Here is a 16216-nt window from a genome sequence, read left to right on the forward strand (position 1 = left end):
GAAAGACTCCCGATCCGACGTCGACGGCAACCCGTCCCGGTGCCCGTCACAGGCCAGGTACCCCAGGAGAAGGCCGGCCCCGCAGCCTCCCCTGGACGGCGGTCCCGGACCGCGGCCACAACCCCGGCCTTCCCCGCTCCCCTTCAGACGGCTCCACTCCCGGGTCGGCGTTCCACCGTTCCCCTCTCCTCGGCCGCGCGGAACGGCTAGGGTGCGAACGGAATTCCGGGGAGGGAGAGGAACAGATGAAGCGTCCCGGCTACGCGCTCGCGGTGGTGCTCGACGTCGTACTGCTGATCGGCCTCATGCAGGGCTGGCTGCCCACCAGTTCCGAGGGCTTCCGGAAGTTCCTGATCGTGTTCACCACCGTGATCCTGACGTTGGTCGTCTACGCCGCGATCCGACCGACCAGGCGCGACTGACGCCCTGCTCGCGGTTCGCGGGTGGCAGCGCACCACCGTCGAAGGCCGCATCGGCGAATGGAGAAGTGACGCAGAAGGCCCGGCGTCCGGCAACGACGAGCCGCCACCATCCGCCTCGCCGTCGTCTCCGGCTGGTGAGAACGGTGATCCGAAGGGAGCGGCCCAGCCTCCGCAGGGTTCGGCCGGGCCGGCCGCGGGGCTCCGGTGCGACGTCCGGAACGTGCCTCTGACGCAGGGGTTCCCAGCTCGCGCCGCCGTTCCCCGGCCGGCGCCTCCGGGCGAAATCCGGGCGACAGCCACCGGGGGCACTCTGTTACGGTCGGCGGGCCGGCCGCGGGACTCCGGTGCGACGTCCGGAACGTGCCTCTAACGCAATGATTCGCAGCTCGCGCCCCCATTCCCCGGCCGGCACCCCTGTTCGCCGACCGGAGGAAGCCGCATGGAGGGCTACGCCGACCTCATCGCCGCCGAGGACGTCCTGCTCTTCGTCAACGCCGCGATCACCGCCACCGGCCAGCGCGAGTTCCACTCCTCCGCGGGCGAGCAGCAGTTCTCGCTGGACTTCCTGCACGAGTACGTGCTCGGCAACTACCGCGAGCCGTACGCCGCCGCGCTCGCCCTCGACATCAACGACCACAACGCCGCGCTGATCGTCCGCCGGCTGCTGGAGACCGCCGCCGACGCCACCCCGGAGCAGCGCCGCACCGAGGGCCGGCTGATCGCCCGCCGCCTGCAACTCCTGCCTCCGCAGCGGGTCTACCGGCTCTTCGACGCCCTGCGCCGGGCCCGTGTGAACAACCGCCGCACCCGCGCCGTCCTGCGCGACTGGCTGGCCGCCCGCCCCGATGCCGCGCTCGACGCCGTGAAGTACCGCGGCGCCCTCAAGCGCGCCCTGCGCCACGCCCATCTCCCGCCCGCCGCACCGGAACTGGGCGAGTTCCTGTTCGGCGCCGGCCCGCGCGGCCGCTACACGACCCCGCTGCTCGACAGCTGGCAGCGCGCTCACTACACCAAGGCCGCGCTCTACGAGCTGCCCTACACCGTTGCCGAGGGCTTCGCCCGCAGCCACCGCATCCCGCGCGCCGACTTCCTGGCGAAGATCGCGCCCAACCTCACCCGCCTCGAGCGCCTGCGCCTCCAGGAGAACGCGCAGCGGCTCGGCGCCGACGCCGTCCGCAGCGACCGCACCGACCTCGGCCGGATGCCGCTCACCCGGCTCGCCCTCTACGTGCTCGCCCTGCCGCCCGCACAGCGCGCCGAACGCCGCGCCGAGCTCACCGCCGCCCTGCGCGCCGCCGCACGCCGCACCGCCGGCTCCGAGGCCGGCACCTGGGGCGCCGTCGCCGCCGTCCTCGACGACAGCTACTCGGCGGCCGGTTCCGGCACCAAGCGCCGCCGCCCGCTCGCGGTCGCCCTGGCCTGCCACTACCTGCTCGAAGCGCTCGCCGAGCGCTACACCCCGCTGTGGACCTCCGGCCGCACCGACGCCCTGCTGGCCCGGCCGCACGGCGCCACCCCGCTCGGCCACCGGATCATCGATGCCCTGGACACCGCCCCGGCGCGGCTGATCATCGTCTCCGACGGCTGGGACAACGCCCCGCCCGGGCTCGCCGCCGAGGTCCTGCGGGTCTGGCGCACCCGCCTCGATCCGGACCGCCGCACCTCGGTCGTCCACCTCAACCCGGTCTACGACGCCGACGGCTTCGACGTCCGCCGGCTCGCCCCGACCGTGCCCACGGCCGGCCTGCGCGACGCCGAGGACCTGCCCGCCCTGGTCGAGTTCGCCCGCTTCGCCGACGGCCGGACCGACCTCGACGAGCTCACCGCCCACCTCGCCGCCCGCACCGCCCGCTTCCTCGCCCCCGCACCGCCCGAGGACACCCGGTGAACGACCCCCGCGCCCGCCTCGACCTCACCGGCCTCACCACCGGCCCCGCCCAGGTCTGGGGCGGCATCCGCCTCGTCCCGCTGCTGCGCGCCGAACCCGTCACCGACCTGCGCCTGCACCAGCAGCTGTACGAGGGCGAGTACGGCTCCGTCCGGATCCACCGCGACATCCACTACACCTCGTACGTCCCGCACGGCTTCGTCGCCCACTGGACCGGTGACGGCAGCCCGGCCGCCGCCTACGGCACCCAGCTCGGCGACCCGCCACCCGAGCGGATGCGGCTGCCCCGCCTGCGGCTCGCCAAGCGCCTCGGCACCGACCGGCTGCGCTTCCTCCCGCTCCACCTCGCCCTGGAGGGCTACCTGGCCCTCCACTTCGGCGGCCCCACCATCGCCTGGGAGCACTGGTCCGCGCAGGCGCTGCGCCGGGGCCTGTCCCCGCGCGAGGAGGAGGCGTACGCAGGCACCCGGGTCCGCGGACTCGCCGACGCGCTCCGGGTGTTCGAGATCCATCCCGGCCAGTGCGGCGTCCTGCTGTACACCGCGGACGTGCTCGCCGCCGCCTTCGTCGTGCCCCACCCCGACGACTACCGCGCCCTGCACCCGAGCCTGCTGCTCGACCTGTACGGCGAACTCGTCCACCACTACGCGTTGCTGTCCGCCCCCGTCCCCGACTTCCGCGCGGACCTGGGCGGTTCCGGGATCCGCACCCTCGCCGACCTGCGCGCCGCCGCCGGCCGCGCCGACCGCGAGTGGGCCGCGTTCCACGACACCGCCATGGCCCGCGACCTCCTCACCGCGGAGTACCGGCTGCGGACCGTCCACCGGATGGGCCGGTTCACCCTCGGCCGCTTCCTGCCCGACTTCCGCCCCAAGCAGGAGAACCACCTCGGCGAGACCATCACCGACGCCGACGGCCGGGTGCTCTACCTGAAGACCTTCCGCCTCTCCGAGGCCCAGGTCCGCCGCGGCCACCTGCTGGACCGCCTCGCCGCCCACGACTGGCACCTGCCCGCGGCCGCCACCGCCCTCGGCCTGACCGAGGCCGCCCTGGGCCTGCGCCTGGCGAACGCCGGCTTCGGCCACCTCCTCCGCCAGGACGTCCTCGACCACTACCGCAGCCGGGCCCGCCGCGGCGGGGGTGCCGGTCACGGGCTCTCCCGCTGATCGTCCCCGGGACGCCCGGGTGGGCGTCCCCGAGCCCCAGGGTAGGGGGCGGACGGGCACCGGGGGGCGAGGACGACGGCGGGGCCGACGGATCCCGCCGGTGGGCGCCCCCCCGGGTGGTCCTTGGGGTCACAACGTGGGGCTCAACGTGGGGTCACAGCGTGGGTCACAGCGTGGGGTCACAACGTGGGGTCACAACTTCCGTGCGGAAGTGACGTGGTGGAGGTGGATCAGGACGTCGTAGGCCCGACCGAGCGCGAGCTGCGGTTTCGGGTCGCTGACGTAGACAGAGCCCGCCTCGTAGGTGGGGCGCGAGGTGTCCAGCCAGTCGCGGGCCACCTGAGGGGCGGTGCGCAGATCGACGTAGTAGTCCCGGTAGCGGACCCGGTCGAGGGTGTACTCGTTCATGTCCGGTGTGGCCGTCGGCACCGTGACGGGCTTCCAATCGTCCGTCAGGACCGCGTCGTTGGTGAGGAAGGAGCCGCTGTCGAAGGTGAAGCCGATCGCCGCGTAGTCGCGACCGTAGGCGTCGCGCAGCCGCGCGCCCTGCGGGTTCGGGTACAGGAAGGTGTCGGTGGCCAGGTAGCCGACGTGTCCGTTGTGCGCGGACAGCAGCACCTTGCCGCCCTTGTGGCGCTGCCACCACGCGGTGTTGTCCGCCATCGCCCGGTCGCGCAGTTGCTCCGCGGCGGAGACCGAGGCCCGGTCGGACATGTCCAGGGTCGCGAAGGCGAAGGTGTCCGCGATGTTCCGGGCGTGCTGCACCGCCCAGGCGTGGGCGTCGTCGGAGGAGCCGGCGCCGCTCGCGGTGACCAGGTCGAGCGCCTGCTGCGCCTTGGTGGCGTTGTCCCGCCGCTCGGCAAGCGGCTTCTTCAGGTAGGCGATGACGTCGTCGAGCGGCCGCAGGCCGGCGTAGAGGCCGTCGAGCTGAGGGAGGACGTCGGGACGGGCCTGGCGCACGTACGAGGTGACCTGTTCGAAGATCGGGTCGCCGAGCCTCGGCAGGCCGAGGTCGTCGCCCACGAAGTGGACAGGGTTCTTCGGGTGGCTCCGGTTGTACTCCCGCATCCAGGCGATCAGGTCGGCGAACTCCTCGCGGTCCCAGGGGCTTCCACCCAGGGCGTCCTTGACGACCTGCCGCGCGTCGCCGGGGCCGCCCTGGACGTACGCGTCGATCTGCAGGCCGCTGCTCCAGCTCGTCTCCAGGGCGAAGGCGGTGAAGCCCTTCTCCTCGACGAGGTAGCGGAACAGCCGCTGCTTCATCGCGAAGAACTCGTGCGAACCGTGGGTGGCCTCGCCCAGGCCGACCACCTTGGCGTCACCGATCATCGCGCCCAGGGCGCGCAGGTCGGTGGTGCGGCCGCCCGGTTCGGTCGTCCGCAACGGCTGGGCCATGCCATCCAGTGCGCGCACCACGGCGGAACGCTGCGACGCGCCCTGGTCCGCGGCCGCGGTGGTCGCCCTGGGCGTCGCCGGCGCGGCGACCGCCGCCACCGGGACCAGTGCGGCCGTGGCGGCCACCACCGCCGTCAGCAGTCCGCGCCGCCCGATCCCCTTGGTGCCTGCCATCGTTGTGATCACTCCTCGACTCGACGGAACCCCGCTGCCTGCGGCGTTTCGGTGAGTCGATCTTCATCGGGGCGACGCCCGCGGCGCGCTGGGGCGGACCGCCGTCTTCACCGGGGGGTAACCCCCGACCGGATTCGGCGGTCGTCCCCCCGGCCACCGTCGGCCCGCCGACCGTTACCCCGCGCGGGCAACGGGCACCACGGTGTCGGCGGCCACGACCGTCGTCGAGGACCCGGAGCAGCGGGGAGACGACCGTCTCGGCCGGGGCCGGGGCCGGGCCCGGGGCCGGGCGCGGACCGGGCGGTGCGAGGCGACCGCTCCAGTGCGGCCCGGCCGCCCTCGGGAGAGGTGAAGGCCCGGTTCAGGGGTGCGAGAGACTGCCGCTGCGGCCGTGAAACGATCAGCGCATGCTGGGTAGACCGCTGACCGAGGACGAGCTGGGCGACTGCTGCTCGCAGCTGCCATGTGATTTCTGTGCCGAGCTCACGGACCACGAGGCCACGATCGACGTCGAGATCGTCCGAAGCGGCGCGCGGACCCTCTACCTCAGCTACTGCTCCGAGGAGCACCTCAGGGAGCACCTGTCCCAGCCGCTGCCGGCGCCGGAACCACTTCCGGAGCGGCGGCCCGAGTCGGTCGAGCAAGCGCAGGGCGGACTCGGCTGCGTGTATGCGATAGCGGCGCTCGCCGGTGCGTGTCTGCTGTTGGCCGTGCTGTCGGCGATCGGCGTACCGCTCTGGGGATAGGGGCGGGCCGACCGGTCACCGGAGCCGCAGGCCGGCCGGACGAAGGCCTGGCACCCCACCGCCCGGGGCGCAGCGATTGGGTATCCGTACTGATGGCCGGTCCGGGTATCAGGTCAGTTCCAGCTGGGAGCCGGCCTTCCCACTGCTCGAGGGGCAGTACCCGCCGGCCTCGGGAAGGGGAGGGCAGCGGCGCAGGCAGTACGGCACCGGCGGGCGTACCCGGGACCGGTTCCGGCGTTGCTGGCTGCGAGCTTTCCGATCAGTGGACTTCGAGGTTGGCGGTCATCCGTTCGAGCACGCTGACCGCCGTGCGGTACTCCTCGATGGTGACCCCGGCGGTGGACAACTCGCGGAAGGCGCCGACGCGCTCCTCGACTGCGGCGAGGCGCCGTCGGCCGTCCGGGGTGAGGGCGAGCCGGTCGGGCGCCGGGCGGGTCGCCCATCCGTCCGCGAGGGCGGTGTCGATGGCGGCGGTCAGCGTGGGGGCGTCGGCGTTGGCGGCGAGGGCCGAGAGGACGTCGGTGTCGCCGGCGCCGGGGACGTCGCGGACGACGTTGAGGACCTGCCAGGCGGTGCGGGTGAGGCCGAACTCGGTGAGCAGGTTGTTCATGTACTGGGTGAGGGCTCGGTCGGTGCGGTTGAGCCAGTAGCCGATGGGCTTCATGGTGATGGTCCTTCAGTGCGTGCGGAAGGCGGTGGAGTTCTCGGACGCCCACTGCCGGAAGCTACGGGCGCGTTGTCCGAGCAGGGTCTCGGTGGTGTCGGCGATGGCGGCGGGACCGGCGGTCGCTGCGGCCCACAGGGTGAGCAGGGAGCCGGCCATCGGAGCCGGCATGAACCGTCCCATCTGCCGCTCGGCCTCCACACGGCTGATCGTCTCGACGGGGATGTGGCGGCCGAGGACGTCGGACAGGATGGCGAGTTGCTCGCGGAAGGTGAGCGACTGCGCTCCGGTCAGCGTGACGGCGCGGCCCCTGAGGGAGGTCCCGGTCAGCGCCTTGGCTGCGATGTCGGCGATGTCGTCCGGGTGGATGGGCGCGATGTGGGCGTCCGGGTAGGCGAGTTCGACCGGTAGGTTCCTGCCGATCCGGTGGGCCCAGCCCAGTGCGTTGCTCGCGAAGGCGTCCGGGCGCAGGAGGGTGACGCAGGGCAGGCCGGCGGCGGTGAGGGTGCGCTCGACCCGGAGGCTGTGCGAGGCCAGCGGGTCGGTCTCGGCGTCGGCACTCAGGACCGACGCGGAGGAGAGCAGGACGATGTGCTCGACGCCGGCGGTGCGAGCGGTCTCGACGAAGGCGTTGATGCCCTCGGGCTCGGGGTAGAGGAAGACCTGGCGCACGCCGTTGAGCGCGGCCGGGAAGGTGTCGGGCCGGTTGAGCACCAGCTCGGCGACCTCGACGCCCACGGGGGCGGTCAGCTCGACCGGGTGGGCGCTGGCGGCACGGACCGGCAGGCCGGCGGCGTGCAGGCGGTCGGTGACAGCCCGGCCGATCTTGCCGCGGGCACCGGTGATGAGGGTGGTCATGACGTTCCCCTGTGGGTGATGGGTGAGTGAGGCTTGCGCATCTCCATAAGCGATTGCACCATCAAGCGCATATGCATGCTTGCATGCATGTATTTTCATGTCAACACATGTCCCCTTGGAGTCATGGACCTACACTGGGGCGACATGACGACGAACGAGCCGCAGACGGCCGAGGACCTGCTGAACGCTGTGGGCCCGGCGTTCTCGAAGCTGCGCCGCACCTCGTTGCTGGAGGTCGCGAACCCCATCTCGGCCAAGGACCTGAGCCGGACCCTGGTCCTGAACATCGTTCAGGAGCACACGCGCGACTCCGAGGCCGAGATCACCGTGGGTGCGGTGGCCGAACTGCTGGGGGTGGACCCGTCGGTGGCCAGTCGGATGGTCAGCGACAGCATCAAGGCCGGCTACCTGATCCGGGCCGCCTCCCAGCAGGACGGCCGCCGCACCGTCCTGAGGCTCAGCCCGGAGGGCGCCGAGCTGATGAGCCGCCTCAGGCGCCATCAACGCGAGGCCTTCGACTACATCACCGCCGACTGGGCCGAGGAGGACCGCCTCGCATTCGCCCGCCTCATGCTCAAGTACGTCGACTCGCTCGCCAGGCTGCGGGACCGCAGCCCGGCCGCCGATGACGCCAAGCGCCCTTGAACCGAGGCAGCGCGGAGGGCAGCCAGGACTCACTGTCCGCGGCCGCGACCGCGCAGGACGGCCTCGACCCGGAGCCCCCTCCCCCGAGCTCTACGACAAGCTGCTGCGGACCCACCACGTCACGATCCGCCGCGGCCGCGGAGTAACGATCCTCGGGCTCAACTACCACCACCCGGCGCTGGAGGAACAACGCTTCCGCGGCCGCTCGCCGGTGACCGCGAGGGGCGGCGTACGGCGGGGGCGCGGCGGGTATCTCCTCCCGGGGAGCGTGGAGTTCGGGGAACGGGGGCGGGATGGGCGCGGGAGGTTTCGGCCGACGATTGGGCCCGGTGGAGGCCTGGACGGGACTGGCCTCGATCGTGCTGCTGGTCGGCGGGCTTGCGGTGTTCGCCCGGTGCTCGCCGCCCGGCGAGTACAGCTGCGACAACTCCGACTACCCGACCAGCGGGTGCACGCGCACCTGGCACGAGCCGGCCCCGACAGGCTCGACGGCCCCGGCGGGCTCGGCGGGCTCGACCGTCCGGTGCCCGACCGACTGGTGGGAGTACCGCAGCCTCGGCCGGGAGGCCGCCGCGGGCTGTGCGATGACCCGGCCGACTCCGCTGCCGTGCCCGACCACACCGGACACCTACTGGGTGGCGAAGGGCGAGAACGCGCTCCCGCCGGGCTGCCCCTACCCGCAGACCGCGGTGACCTCGAAGTCCGCGCCGCCGCCGTCGCGCTCGTCGCCCGGCTCGCCGTGACCTACCGGCCAGGCGGCGGCGGCGGAGGCCGGCAAATGCGGCGAAGGACGCTGCCGACGCGGGGGCGGCCCCATCGGCCCTGAGCACCCCTGGCTCCCGTCAGCACCCGCGCTCTCCAGCGCCTCCTCCCGAGGGCACGCTGCCACCGCCGGACTTCGGCGTCCGCCCTTCAGCGGCCATGCCTCGGCAGTCCGCTCCAGGAGTTCGATCGTGGCACGGAGACTAGGACAACGCCGTGCACGGCCAGGCGGCCGGCGGATGCCGGCCCGGAGGCCCGGGATAGGTTGTGGATCGTGGCCAGTCGTAAGAATGGATCCTGGAAGCAACGGCGCGCGTGATCGCGGGGCGTGGCGCGCGGCCCTTACGATTCCTGTCCAGGCTGCGCTCCTCACGGCCCGTCTGTGGCCGCTTCGCGTTCGCGGCTCGGTGCGGATGCCAGGGCCACCGCGAGCGCGAAGTGCGGGACGGCTCCCAGGCACTGCTCGGCCACCACGCTCGGATCGGACGCCTCCCCCGCTTCGTTCGGTGCCAGCAGCCCGGCGGTGATGGCCGACGTCGACCGCAGCGTCCAGGACCTCGGCCGCCGCGCCAGGGCAACGGTTTTCGCCGGGGCGGCGCCCCATGGCCCGGCGACCTCGTCACGGGCGCTCGCCACGCCGATGACCGCGCTCTGTGTCGATGACCGCGCTCAGTTCCGCGGTGGGCAGCCGAGGCACAGGCGCCACCGCCGTCGTCAGGGCGGCGATCAGCCGGCCGTGGCGGCGCCGGAGCCCGGTGCGGCCGCTGCTCCGAGTGGAGCTCCGGAGTGGTCGCCGTCTCCCCGCGGACCCAGGCTGGTCCACGAAGTCCCTGTGCGAACCGCGCAGCAGCGCGCGGTCACCCGGCGCCCTGCCCCGCCGGGGACGTGAGCGAGACGAGGGCACATGACGCGGCAGTGCACAGCTCCGGGCTACCCGCCGTCCGTCTGCGGGAGCGGCAGATCCGAACGAAGACCGGCGCAGGACCGGCGGGTCCGGCGGCGCTCACGGCGCGCCCGGAGAGGAGCGGGGCTCGCCGCAGCCGGGCTGGCCCTCCTGGGAGCGGTCGGCCCGGCGCCGAGCAGTGCGCTCTCCCCACCCGTGCACGCGCCCCTGCGTGCACCCCTGCCAGGGGGGACGGCGCGGTTCGTGCCCGGCCCGTGCCCGCGGACGCCCGAGCCGGTTCCCGGGCGCTGCGGGACGTTGGAGGTGTCCGAGCGTCGCACCGGCCACGGCGGGCGGACCATCCGGCTGGCCGTGGCGGTCATCCCGGCCGGGTCCTCGGCACGGCCGACGACCCGGTGGTGTTCACGGAGGGGGTCCCGGGGCCTTCCCCGGGTGGCCGCACCGGGTGCTGGCACAGGCGCCGCAGCTGCCCTTCGAGTACGGCGTGTGCCGTGTCCGGGACGTTCCGGACCGCACCGCCGTCCAGCGGGTGGCCACCGTCAGCGACGTGCCGGCGCTGGTCCTCTCCGGCACCTTCGACGCGAAGTCCGGGGCGGGCTGGGGGCCGTACGCGGCCCGGACGCTGTCCCGCGCGACCACGGTGCGGGTGCCCGGGATCGGCCACTGGGTGGTCCCGCAATCGCCCTGCGCCCAGAGCGTCCTGGCCTCCTTCCTGGCGAACCCGGCCGCGCCCGACACCACCTGCGTGGCGGGCCTCGCCCCCGCACCGTTCACCCTCACCCCTGACCCGGAGTCCGCATGACGTCCATCCGTCCACCCCGTCACCGGTGCACCGCGCGACGGCTCCTGGCCGCACTGGCCGGGGCCACCGCCGGCATCCTCGTCACCGGCCTCGCCGCCGCGCCCGCCCGGGCCGACGGCGGCAGCGAGGTACTCCTCGGCACCGTCGCCCGGACGGTGGGTCACGCCCGTTACGAGCCGGGCCCCTGCCCGAGGACCGCGGATCCGGCCCCCGGGCTCAAGGGAGCCCGCTGCGGCAGGCTCACCGTGCCCGAGGACCGGGACGATCCTGACGGGCGGAAGATCACCCTCGGGGTCGCGATCGTCCCGGCGGCCCACCAAAAGGCCCACGACCCGATCGTGTGGTTCGCCGGCGGCCCCGGCGACGACGCCGTCTCCGAGATCCAGCTGGCGCTCAACGGCGAACTGAACCGCGACCGGGACGTGATCTTCATGAGCCAGCGCGGGACCTACTCGGCCGAACCCGCGCTCACCTGCCCGAACATCGACGAGTTCAACGCGCGCGCCCTCGACCTCCGCTACGACGCGCCGTCCACCGGGCGCCTGCACGTCCGGGCGACCCGGGCCTGCCACGACGAACTGGAAAGCCGCGGGGCCGACCTCAGCGCGTACAACAGCATCGAGAGCGCCGCCGACTACGCGGACCTGCGGATGGCGCTGGGCATCGAACAGTGGAACGTGTTCGGCATCTCGTACGGCACCGACCTGGCCCTCCTCTACATGCGCCTGCACCCGGAGGGCATCCGGTCGGTCGGGATCGACGGCGTGCTCCCGCCGTCCCTGGCGGGCGGGGCCGTGGGCTGGAAGGCCGCACGCGAGGGCTTCGACGGCCTGTTCGAGGCCTGCGCCGAGCAGCCCGCCTGCGACGACCGCTACCCGGACCTCGAGGACACCTTCGTTCGCCTGGTCAGCGAACTCGAGGACGAACCGGTCAGCACCACGGTCACCGTCCCGGGCCACCCGCAACCGGTCGACGTGGTCCTGGACGGCGGGGCCCTGGTGAACTGGCTGGTCTCCGCCACCCACCTGGCGGCCGGTGTGCCCCGCTCCATCGACGAGCTGGACCACGGCAACCCGAAGCGGATCGCCGAGCAGTGGGCAGGCGGCAAGCTCAGCCCGCAGGCCGTCGGGAGGCTCTCCCACGGACTCGCCTACGGCGTCTTCTGCAGTGAGTGGACGCCGTACGAGAGCGAGGCCGAGGTGATCCGGGCCGGGCACCGCGCCTTCCCGTCCTTCCCCCGGTCGGTGGTCGCCAACGCCCCGCTGCTCGCCTTCCTCCACGAGGACTGCCGGGCCTGGGACGTTCCCGCGGCCCCGGAGTCGGTTCGGGACGTCACCTACAGCGACATCCCGACCCTCGTGCTGTCCGGCGGGTTCGACGCCCAGACCGCACCGGGCAACGGGCCGTACGCCGCCCGCACACTGAGCCGGTCCACCGAGGTGACGATCCCCTACGTCGCCCACGTGGTCTTCGCCGCCTCGCCGTGCGCGCAGTCGATCACGCGGTCGTTCTTCGACGCGCCGACGGCTCCGGACACGGGATGCCTCGCAGGCCTCAAGCCGCCCGCGTTCGAGATCGCGTCGTAGCACCAACCGGGCGTGGCAGCGTCGAGCCGGGGCACCTTCGGAAGGAGAGTCGCCGGGTGGCCGTCGATCAGATCCCCTACGGCGACGGAGGAATCCGCAGCATCAGCCGGCAGCCGGCCGTAACCGGCGCGGGTTCGTCGTGAGCGCCCTCGCCCGGCTGCGCGGCCGCCGCTTCGCCGTCGCCGTCGTCCTGCTGGCCCTCGCCTGCGGGGCGGGCATCGCGCTATACCTCGACGAGCGCGACACCCGGCAGCAGCACCGCGCACTGGTAGTGCCGAACGCCCCCGCCTGGGTCGAACTGAACGTCGCCTCCCAGGACTTCGACCCCGGGGCGGCGGAGCTGACGCTGTTCGTCGTGGCCGTTCCGCACGGCGGCCTCGCCCAGGGCCCCGGCCCGCCCGCCTTCACCCGGCAGGTGGAGATCACCATCGGTGCGGGCGCCAGGACGGTCCTGCGGACCGAGCCCGGCCAGGTGGCGGCACCCCAGCTCGTCCAGGCCGGCCTCTACGGCGGCACCGAGACCGACTACCCCTTCGACCGCTACCGGTTCACCGTCTCCTTCTCGGCCTCGGACAGCACCGGCGCCGTACCCGTCGGGATCGTCTTCGCCGACGCGGATCCGTTCTTCGCCGTCCACCCCACCGCCGACGGCCCGGCGTCCGGGACCGTGGTCCTGAACGCGAGGGCCACCCGGGCCCGCAGCACGCTGATCCTGGCGTGGTTCATGATCGCCGCGATGTGGGCGCTCGCGCTGGCCGTCATGGCCGGCGCCGAAGTGCTGTACCGCGGCGGTCCGGGCATGGTGTGGCCCGCCCTCGGCTGGATGGCGGCGACCCTCTTCGCGCTGATCGGCATGCGGAACGCCGCGCCGGGCGGACCGCCGATCGGCTCCCTGATCGACTACGTCGCGTTCTTCTGGGCCGAGGCGATCATCGCGACCAGCCTGACCGCCGCCGTGATCGCCGGCACCCGCGTCGAGCGCCGAAAACGCGCCGAGGCAGCCCAGGCGGATCCGGGCGGCCCCTGAGCTCCTCCGTTCCGCAGCCGCGACAGCATGGAGCGCTGTCGACCACTCGGTGCAACCGGCGCCCTGCGGCTCCGTCAGAACCAGCTGTCACATAACCCCGACCGAGCCGGCCGAGGTCGGTCGCGCCGCTCTTGCCCTCCTCGACGTCCGGTGTCACGGTGGCCCGGTTGTCGCCGGTCGATCGCCGTCCGACCATGGGCACATGACCGGTCTCGAGAGTCGGACACCCCTGAGCCCCGACGGTCACCTCGGGCGCGCCGATCACCATCCGAGCCTGAGCGACCCCGTGTACCGGCGCCGCCGCGCCGCCATCGCTGCTCTGGCCGACGGACGGGAAGTCGGTGATCCCGCCCGCCGCGTCAGGTACACCGACCAGGAGCACGAGACGTGGCGCTCCGTTCACCAGGCGTTGGTGGCCGCGCACCGCGGCCGGGTGTGCGCCGAGGTCGAGCAGGCGCGCGAGGAGGCGCCGATCCCGGCGGACCACGTGCCCCAGCACGCGGAGGTCGGCGACCGGCTGCGGGCGCTGACCGGGTTCGACTTCGCGGTCGCCGGCGGTTTCGTGCCGAACAAGCGGTTCCTCGGGTCGATGGCGCTGGGCTACTTCCACGCCGTGCAGTTCGTGCGGCATCCCGCACTGCCGCTCTACACCCCGGAGCCGGACATCATCCACGACGTCTTCGGCCACGGCACCCACCTGACCTCGCCATGGTTCGCCGACCTGTACCGCCTCTTCGGCGCCGCCGCCCAGCGGGTGGACACCGAAGACGCGCTGGACCTGATCAGCCGGGTGTACTGGTTCAGCCTGGAGTACGGCGTGCTCGTGCAGCGGCGGCAGGTTCAGGCGTACGGGGCGGCGCTGCTGTCCTCCTACGGCGAGATGGGCCGCCTGCACCTGGCCGAGGTCCGCCCTTGGGACCTCGGCCAGGTCCTGCGGCAGCCCTTCGAGGTCGCGGGCTACCAGCCGACCCTGTTCGCGACGCGCTCGCTCGACCACCTCGCCGAGGTGCTGCACGCCTTCCTGGACGACTTCGACGAGGAGGCCGGCCTGCGGCTGGGGCTGCCGCCGAAGGCGCAGCGCGGTGTGATCCCCAGGCTTCCGGCCGCTGCGGGCGCACCGGCGGCGGTTCAGGGCCCGGCCGCGTAGACCTGGCCGCCGCGAGCGCCCGCGGCGGCCGGCAGAGGAGCTGCCGATGTCTACGCCAGTCGCGCTGAGTGCGCGGCGACGCACCACCACCGGAACGGAATGCCGGCCGCGCTTCACCGGCCTCGACGCCGGGAAGGCCGCGACCGCCCAGTTTGCTGCTGCGCACCGCACCCTCTCCGTGCCGGTCCTCGCCGCGGCCGCCGCGCTGATCACCCCGCAAACTGGAGGCCCCGGACCCGGGCCACCCGCGAGGCCGCCGGCGCCGTTCACGCCCGCCTGCTCGCCGCCATCGAGGACGCCACGCCCGATGTCCTGTGGCAGGTGACCTCGATCTCTTGATGCCGGGGTGGGAAGCACTGTCGGAACCCGGCCATCAGGACAGCGGACCGGCTAGCAACTGGGCGGCCAGATCGTACAGTTCGGCCACCAGCTCCTTCGTCACCCCACCGCAGTGCTCCTGTTGGTCCTCCGCGTGATGCAGCCATCCGCGGACCGGCCACAGCGGCGAGTCGGGGTCATCGGCGGGGCACAGCTCGAAGCCGATCCGCTCGGCTGCCAGCAACGGATCGAGGCGGCCGTCCAGCAGGTCCCGCAGGCAGTACCGGGCCAGCGCCCGATCGCGGGCCTCGGGGGTGGTGGGCAGCCGCAGTGCCGGTCAGAGTTCCTGCTCCAGCTCGGCCAGCAACCGGCGCGCCTCCAGAACATCCCCGTCGGACAGCACGCCGAGTTCCCACAAGCTCAGGGTGTCCACTCCACCAGCCAATGCCGCCTGGGCAGCCCCCACCGCCGCGGCAACCGACTCCGGACAACCGGTGGTCCCCCGCTCCACCAGCACCCGGCGCAGCGGGTCCAATATTTGGTCCAGCTCCATGGCGCGAGCGTAGCCAGCCACTTCGGCCGGGAGCGAAGGATTTGATCCGGCGGCAGCCGGCGCGCTCCATCAGCACGGCATCGCCGTTCGCCTGGGCAGCGGAGTCCTTTCGCTGCGGGCCGAGCGGTGCTTCGACGTGGTGTCAGAGGGTGAGGCCAGTCGGCCCATAGGTTCTGCAGAACTCGCAATCACAGCTGGTCAGGGAGTTCGCCTGGCAATGGGCCACCGGCCAGTAACGGGACACACAGGGGCTTGGGTCGAGCAGTGTCTCGTCGGCGGGCAACGTTCTGTCGCACCAGGTACAGCGAACGGCTGCATGCACGCCGGCCTCCCGCAGCCGACGGGCCGCGACGGCGGCCGTGTTGAGCGGGGCCTTCTCCAGAACCGCCGCAGGAGTGCTGCCCAGTAAAAGCTTGCTCCGCCACAGGCTCAGTCCGGTCACAGCTGCGACTGCCTGCAGAGCTCTCTGTCCTCCGGTCCCGGGATCGGTCACCAGTACGGTGAACTCCGGCACTTCCATGGACGCTCCTCCTTCGCCCGGCGGAAAAGCCGCCCTCAGCATGTTGCCGGAGAGACCCGTCAGCCCAGCAGCTTTCTTGTGACCGCCCAGGTGCCGCACGTCGGCGTTTTCACGAACTGCGACCCGAACCGGCTTCAACGGTCCCCGTCCGGAGGTGGGGCCCTGTACGTCCACCTCCGCTGAGGCGGGCGCCCGCTCACCGCAGCAGCCTGAGCGGACTGGCATTTCTGTCCGGTGGAGCTGCTAGTCGTCGAACTCGAAGCCCGAGGTCTGCGCCCGGGTGATGATGTCGCGCACCGCGTCGGGGCTCGTGATGACCGACTCGAGGGCCGTCCTGAGGTGCGCGAGGTCACTTGGAGTTCCGACAGCGCAGAACATGTCGGCCTCGCTGTCGAAGGCGAGCGGCTCGGCGATGTCCGGCCAGGCGAACCGCACGAAGCCTTCCCAGAAGTACCCGTTCGGCTCGTGCCCTGCGCCGGCTACTGCCACGTCAGCACCCAGGCCGCCGACATCCATCGTCAGCGAGTGCTTGCCGTCGAAGGCATGAGAAGCGATTCCCAAACCGAAGGCAGGGTCACGTTTTCGCAGGTGAGGTGTGTGGCCGTCGCTCGGTAGGCATGCTCGGACCGTCGTGTTGGT

General features: G+C 72.8%; 17 protein-coding genes. 10 read left to right on the forward strand and 7 right to left on the reverse strand.

Annotated features, from left to right (window positions below; translation table 11 throughout):
* The first annotated feature begins 245 nt into the window (after window positions 1–245).
* The 3 genes from ABT247_RS13335 to ABT247_RS13345 all read left to right on the forward strand — a co-directional run bounded on the left by ABT247_RS13335 (window position 246) and on the right by ABT247_RS13345 (window position 3476).
* Complete coding sequence (locus tag ABT247_RS13335) at window positions 246–422, forward strand: hypothetical protein (RefSeq protein WP_350742112.1); 177 nt, start codon at window positions 246–248, stop codon at window positions 420–422.
* 439 nt (window positions 423–861) lie between these two features.
* Entirely contained in the window at window positions 862–2310 is a 1449-nt protein-coding gene (locus ABT247_RS13340) for a hypothetical protein (protein ID WP_350742114.1), read from the forward strand.
* Window positions 2307–3476, forward strand: a complete 1170-nt coding sequence (locus ABT247_RS13345) for an ARPP-2 domain-containing protein (protein ID WP_350742116.1) — start codon at window positions 2307–2309, stop codon at window positions 3474–3476. The genes ABT247_RS13340 and ABT247_RS13345 overlap by 4 nt, the downstream gene beginning before the upstream one ends.
* 192 nt (window positions 3477–3668) lie before the next feature.
* Here the strand turns inward: ABT247_RS13345 and ABT247_RS13350 are convergent, their stop codons facing one another.
* A complete protein-coding gene (locus ABT247_RS13350; protein WP_350742118.1) occupies window positions 3669–5045 on the reverse strand; it encodes an erythromycin esterase family protein in 1377 nt (458 codons plus the stop codon).
* A 407-nt stretch (window positions 5046–5452) separates the two neighbouring features.
* Here ABT247_RS13350 and ABT247_RS13355 point away from each other — a divergent pair, with 407 nt between their 5' ends.
* Window positions 5453–5791, forward strand: coding sequence for a hypothetical protein (locus ABT247_RS13355; RefSeq protein WP_350742120.1), 339 nt, complete (start codon window positions 5453–5455; stop codon window positions 5789–5791).
* Between the two features lie 259 nt (window positions 5792–6050).
* Here the strand turns inward: ABT247_RS13355 and ABT247_RS13360 are convergent, their stop codons facing one another.
* A complete protein-coding gene (locus ABT247_RS13360) occupies window positions 6051–6455 on the reverse strand; it encodes a MarR family winged helix-turn-helix transcriptional regulator (protein WP_350742122.1) in 405 nt (134 codons plus the stop codon).
* Between the two features lie 12 nt (window positions 6456–6467).
* Complete coding sequence (locus ABT247_RS13365; protein ID WP_350742124.1) at window positions 6468–7313, reverse strand: SDR family oxidoreductase; 846 nt, start codon at window positions 7311–7313, stop codon at window positions 6468–6470.
* Window positions 7314–7457: 144 nt separating this feature from the next.
* Between ABT247_RS13365 and ABT247_RS13370 the strand changes: the two genes are divergently transcribed.
* Window positions 7458–7958 (forward strand): MarR family winged helix-turn-helix transcriptional regulator, encoded by a 501-nt coding sequence (locus tag ABT247_RS13370; protein ID WP_350742126.1) that lies wholly within the window; start codon window positions 7458–7460, stop codon window positions 7956–7958.
* Between the two features lie 329 nt (window positions 7959–8287).
* Window positions 8288–8701, forward strand: coding sequence for a hypothetical protein (locus ABT247_RS13375; protein ID WP_350742128.1), 414 nt, complete (start codon window positions 8288–8290; stop codon window positions 8699–8701).
* A gap of 388 nt (window positions 8702–9089) precedes the next feature.
* Here ABT247_RS13375 and ABT247_RS13380 read toward each other — a convergent pair whose 3' ends face one another.
* On the reverse strand, window positions 9090–9356 hold the full coding sequence (locus ABT247_RS13380) for a hypothetical protein (protein WP_350742130.1): 267 nt from the start codon (window positions 9354–9356) through the stop codon (window positions 9090–9092).
* A gap of 713 nt (window positions 9357–10069) precedes the next feature.
* Between ABT247_RS13380 and ABT247_RS13385 the strand changes: the two genes are divergently transcribed.
* From ABT247_RS13385 to ABT247_RS13400, 4 genes are all read left to right on the forward strand, one after another.
* The gene (locus ABT247_RS13385; protein WP_350742132.1) at window positions 10070–10426 is read left to right on the forward strand and encodes an alpha/beta hydrolase; all 357 of its coding nucleotides are present in this window, start codon (window positions 10070–10072) and stop codon (window positions 10424–10426) included.
* On the forward strand, window positions 10423–12012 hold the full coding sequence (locus ABT247_RS13390) for an alpha/beta fold hydrolase (RefSeq protein ID WP_350742134.1): 1590 nt from the start codon (window positions 10423–10425) through the stop codon (window positions 12010–12012). The genes ABT247_RS13385 and ABT247_RS13390 overlap by 4 nt, the downstream gene beginning before the upstream one ends.
* 139 nt (window positions 12013–12151) lie before the next feature.
* A complete protein-coding gene (locus tag ABT247_RS13395; RefSeq protein WP_350742136.1) occupies window positions 12152–13039 on the forward strand; it encodes a DUF8686 domain-containing protein in 888 nt (295 codons plus the stop codon).
* Window positions 13040–13241: 202 nt separating this feature from the next.
* Window positions 13242–14186, forward strand: coding sequence for a phenylalanine 4-monooxygenase (locus tag ABT247_RS13400; protein WP_350742138.1), 945 nt, complete (start codon window positions 13242–13244; stop codon window positions 14184–14186).
* 373 nt (window positions 14187–14559) lie between these two features.
* Here ABT247_RS13400 and ABT247_RS13405 read toward each other — a convergent pair whose 3' ends face one another.
* From ABT247_RS13405 to ABT247_RS13415, 3 genes are all read right to left on the reverse strand, one after another.
* A complete protein-coding gene (locus ABT247_RS13405; RefSeq protein ID WP_350742140.1) occupies window positions 14560–14748 on the reverse strand; it encodes a hypothetical protein in 189 nt (62 codons plus the stop codon).
* A 93-nt stretch (window positions 14749–14841) separates the two neighbouring features.
* Window positions 14842–15057, reverse strand: coding sequence for a hypothetical protein (locus ABT247_RS13410; protein WP_350742142.1), 216 nt, complete (start codon window positions 15055–15057; stop codon window positions 14842–14844).
* Between the two features lie 763 nt (window positions 15058–15820).
* Window positions 15821–16216, reverse strand: a 396-nt coding sequence (locus ABT247_RS13415; protein ID WP_350742144.1) for an Imm51 family immunity protein, incomplete at its 5' end; no start/stop codon positions are given.

The organism is Kitasatospora sp. NPDC001539 (assembly GCF_040298565.1).
Taxonomy (GTDB): domain Bacteria; phylum Actinomycetota; class Actinomycetes; order Streptomycetales; family Streptomycetaceae; genus Kitasatospora.

What these genes read in the sequence shown, in the direction of transcription:
- ABT247_RS13335 (WP_350742112.1), top strand. Translation starts at nt 246, where the DNA reads ATGAAGCGTCCCGGCTACGCGCTCGCGGTGGTGCTCGACGTCGTACTG.
- ABT247_RS13340 (WP_350742114.1), top strand. Translation starts at nt 862, where the DNA reads ATGGAGGGCTACGCCGACCTCATCGCCGCCGAGGACGTCCTGCTCTTC.
- ABT247_RS13350 (WP_350742118.1), bottom strand. Translation starts at nt 5,045, where the DNA reads ATGGCAGGCACCAAGGGGATCGGGCGGCGCGGACTGCTGACGGCGGTG.
- ABT247_RS13355 (WP_350742120.1), top strand. Translation starts at nt 5,453, where the DNA reads ATGCTGGGTAGACCGCTGACCGAGGACGAGCTGGGCGACTGCTGCTCG.
- ABT247_RS13360 (WP_350742122.1), bottom strand. Translation starts at nt 6,455, where the DNA reads ATGAAGCCCATCGGCTACTGGCTCAACCGCACCGACCGAGCCCTCACC.
- ABT247_RS13365 (WP_350742124.1), bottom strand. Translation starts at nt 7,313, where the DNA reads ATGACCACCCTCATCACCGGTGCCCGCGGCAAGATCGGCCGGGCTGTC.
- ABT247_RS13370 (WP_350742126.1), top strand. Translation starts at nt 7,458, where the DNA reads ATGACGACGAACGAGCCGCAGACGGCCGAGGACCTGCTGAACGCTGTG.
- ABT247_RS13390 (WP_350742134.1), top strand. Translation starts at nt 10,423, where the DNA reads ATGACGTCCATCCGTCCACCCCGTCACCGGTGCACCGCGCGACGGCTC.
- ABT247_RS13400 (WP_350742138.1), top strand. Translation starts at nt 13,242, where the DNA reads ATGACCGGTCTCGAGAGTCGGACACCCCTGAGCCCCGACGGTCACCTC.
- ABT247_RS13410 (WP_350742142.1), bottom strand. Translation starts at nt 15,057, where the DNA reads ATGGAGCTGGACCAAATATTGGACCCGCTGCGCCGGGTGCTGGTGGAG.